Genomic DNA, 2,863 nt, shown 5'->3' with positions numbered 1-2,863 from the left:
GACCCGGCCCGCCCCCGCGCACCCCGGCACCGGCGCCTGCGGCGCCGCGCTCTACCTGTCCGCCGCCGCCGGGGCGCTGCTGGCGGGCGCGCCGGCGGCCGCGCCCGATCCCGCGCCCGCCCTGCCCGACCTCGCCGTCGTCGTCTACGACCACGGCGCCGCCCCGGCCGCGCCGCCCGGCCCACCGGCGCCCTGGTGGCTCGGCGAGTGGACCGAGAGCTGGACCCCCCGCCAGCACGCCGACGCCGTCGACGCGGTGCGCGCCGCCATCGGCCGCGGCGACGTCTACCAGACCAACCTCGTCGGCCACGCCGCCGCCCGCTACACCGGCGACCCGCTGCCCGCCCTGAGCCGCCTCGGCGCGCTGCCCGGCGCCCGCTACGGCGGCGTGCTCACCGGCGACGGCTGGGCGATCGGCTGCGCCTCCCCGGAGACCCTCGTCGAGGTCACCGGCGGGCAGCTGACCACGAGACCCATCAAAGGCACCCGCCCGGCCACCGCCGCCGGCCGCGCCGAACTGCTCGCCAGCGCGAAGGAACGCGCCGAACACATCATGATCGTCGACCTGGAACGCAACGACCTGGCCCGCATCGCCCGCACCGGCACCGTCCGCGTCGACGACCTGTTCGCCGTACGCCGCTGGTGCGACCTGTGGCAGGCCGAGTCCACCGTGCGCGCCACCATCGCCGACGGCCTCGGCCTGGCCGACCTGCTGCGCGCCACCTGCCCCGGCGGCTCGGTCACCGGCGCGCCGAAACTCGCCGCCCTGACCCAGATCGACGCCCTGGAACCCGTCGGCCGGGGCGCCAGCATGGGCGCCCTGGGCTGGGTCGCCCCCGGCCGGATCGACCTCGGCCTGACCATCCGCACCGCCGCCGCCGACGGCGAGAGGATGCACACCTGGGCCGGCGGCGGCATCACCTGGGACAGCGACCCCACCGCCGAGGTCGCCGAAGCCGCCGCCAAGACCGCCCCGATCCGCGCCACCCTGGCCGGGCGCTGAACCCGCCGCCACCGGCGATACGCTGACCCGCATGACCATGCGGCCCATCCGGATCATCGGCGACCCAGTCCTGCGCACCCCGGGCGAGCCCGTCACCACCTTCGACGCCGAACTGCGCGCCCTGGTCACCGACCTGATGGACACCCTGCTCGGCGCGCCCGGCCGCGCCGGCGTCGCCGCCCCGCAGATCGGGGTCAGCGCCCAGGTGTTCGTCTACGACGCCGACGGGCACCGCGGCCACCTGATCAACCCCACCCTGGAGCTGTCCGAGGAACTCCAGGACGACGACGAGGGCTGCCTGTCCATCCCCGGCCTGTACTTCCCGACCCAGCGGGCCATGCACGCCACCGCCCACGGCGTCGACCAGCACGGCGAACCGCTGACCATCGCCGGCAGCGGCTTTCTCGCCCGCGCCCTGCAACACGAGGCCGACCACCTGCGCGGCACGCTCTACGTCGACACCCTGCGCGGAGACATCCGCCGCCGCGCCCTGCGCGAGATCCGCGCCGGCCGGTTCGACTCACCCAGCCGCCGCCGCTGACCGGTCACCCGGCGGTCAACGTCCACTCGTCGTAGTCGGCGACCCGGGTGAAACCCACCCGCTCGTACAGCCGCACCGCCACCGCGTTGTCCGCCTTCACGTTCAACGTCACGTGCTCGACGCTCGCGCGCAGCCGAGCGCACAACGCCACCACCACCGCCGCGCCCACACCCCGCCCCCGCCAGCGCGGATCGGTCGCCACGTTGCCCAACGCCGCCACCCGGTAGGCCGGCGACCACACGTGCACCCCGGCCACCGCCCGCAGCTCACCGCCGTCGCGCACCCCCACGTACTGGCCGGTGTCCAGCATCCGCGGGTCGAACCAGTTCTCCGGGTACGCCCGCGCGTACAGCCGGCGCAGCGCCGGCAGGTCCGCCGCGCCGAGCACCACGCCCGCCGGACGCACCTGCGCGAGACGGGCCGGATCGGTCAACGCCATCCGGTGGTGCCGGCCACCGGCGTCGAGCCGGAACGACCCGGCCAGGGCGTCGGCCAGCCCGGGGGACAGGTGCGCGTACAACCGGGCGGGCAGCACCGGCGCCACCTCGGCCAGCAACGCCGCCAACGCCGCGGTGTCCGCCGGCGCCGCGAACGCCAGCAACGTCGGCGGGTCCACCCCGTGATACAGCAACGCGACCTGCTCACCCCGACGGAACCACGAGGTGTACGGCCAGAAGAAGTCGTCCAGGTCGCCCAACTGGTAGGCGTGCAGCATCGGATCACGCCCCAGCAGCTCCGCCAGGACGGCCCGGTCGTGCTCCGCGCGCACCGGCATCAGCGCCGGCTCACCGGGCCAGCCACTGGTCGTGGCCGAGCTTCGCGACCAACGCCACCACCACCACCAGCAACACCACCCGCACGAACCCCGACCCGCGCCGCAACGCCATCCGCGCGCCCAGCACCGCGCCGGCGATGTTGCACACCGCCATCCCCGCGCCCAGCAGCCACCACACGTGCCCGGTCACCCCGAACACCACCAACGCGCCCAGGTTCGTGCCCGCGTTGACGACCTTGGCCATCGCCGAGCCGTGCACGAAATCCGCACCCACCAGAGCGGTGAACGCCAACACCAGGAACGTGCCCGTACCCGGACCGATCAACCCGTCGTACAGGGCGATGCCGATACCCGCCAGCGCGATCGCCGCCGCCACCCGCGCCGGCGTGCGCCGCTGCGGCATCGCCACCACCCCCAGCCGGGGCCGCAACAGCACGAACACCGCCACCGACAGCAGCACCACCAGCACCACCGGCCGGTACGCCGACGCCGGCACCGCCCCGGCCAACGCCGCACCCACCCCGGCGCTGAGCACCGCCAACCC

4 protein-coding genes are annotated in these 2,863 nt (G+C 75.4%); 2 read left to right on the top strand and 2 right to left on the bottom strand.

All coding sequences use genetic code 11. The annotated features are described in order from the left end of the window. Positions 1–1,003, top strand: a 1,003-nt coding sequence (locus EAD89_RS08655; protein WP_121675380.1) for a chorismate-binding protein, incomplete at its 5' end; no start/stop codon positions are given. A gap of 31 nt (positions 1,004–1,034) precedes the next feature. Further along, positions 1,035–1,544: a peptide deformylase gene (locus EAD89_RS08650; protein ID WP_121675379.1), complete on the top strand. Its 510-nt coding sequence runs from the start codon at positions 1,035–1,037 to the stop codon at positions 1,542–1,544. A gap of 4 nt (positions 1,545–1,548) precedes the next feature. Here EAD89_RS08650 and EAD89_RS08645 read toward each other — a convergent pair whose 3' ends face one another. Continuing rightward, positions 1,549–2,319, bottom strand: coding sequence for a GNAT family N-acetyltransferase (locus tag EAD89_RS08645; RefSeq protein WP_121675378.1), 771 nt, complete (start codon positions 2,317–2,319; stop codon positions 1,549–1,551). A gap of 10 nt (positions 2,320–2,329) precedes the next feature. Beyond that, on the bottom strand, positions 2,330–2,863 hold a 534-nt coding region (locus EAD89_RS08640; RefSeq protein ID WP_121675377.1), incomplete at its 5' end, for a TSUP family transporter.

It is taken from the genome of Micromonospora sp. BL4, from assembly GCF_003667505.1.
Lineage (GTDB): Bacteria > Actinomycetota > Actinomycetes > Mycobacteriales > Micromonosporaceae > Micromonospora.
This window is presented reverse-complemented; position numbering and strand designations above follow the sequence as displayed.

Bases quoted from the DNA above. Each gene is read 5' to 3' on its own strand.
- EAD89_RS08650 (WP_121675379.1), top strand. From the start codon at position 1,035: ATGACCATGCGGCCCATCCGGATCATCGGCGACCCAGTCCTGCGCACC.
- EAD89_RS08645 (WP_121675378.1), bottom strand. From the start codon at position 2,319: ATGCCGGTGCGCGCGGAGCACGACCGGGCCGTCCTGGCGGAGCTGCTG.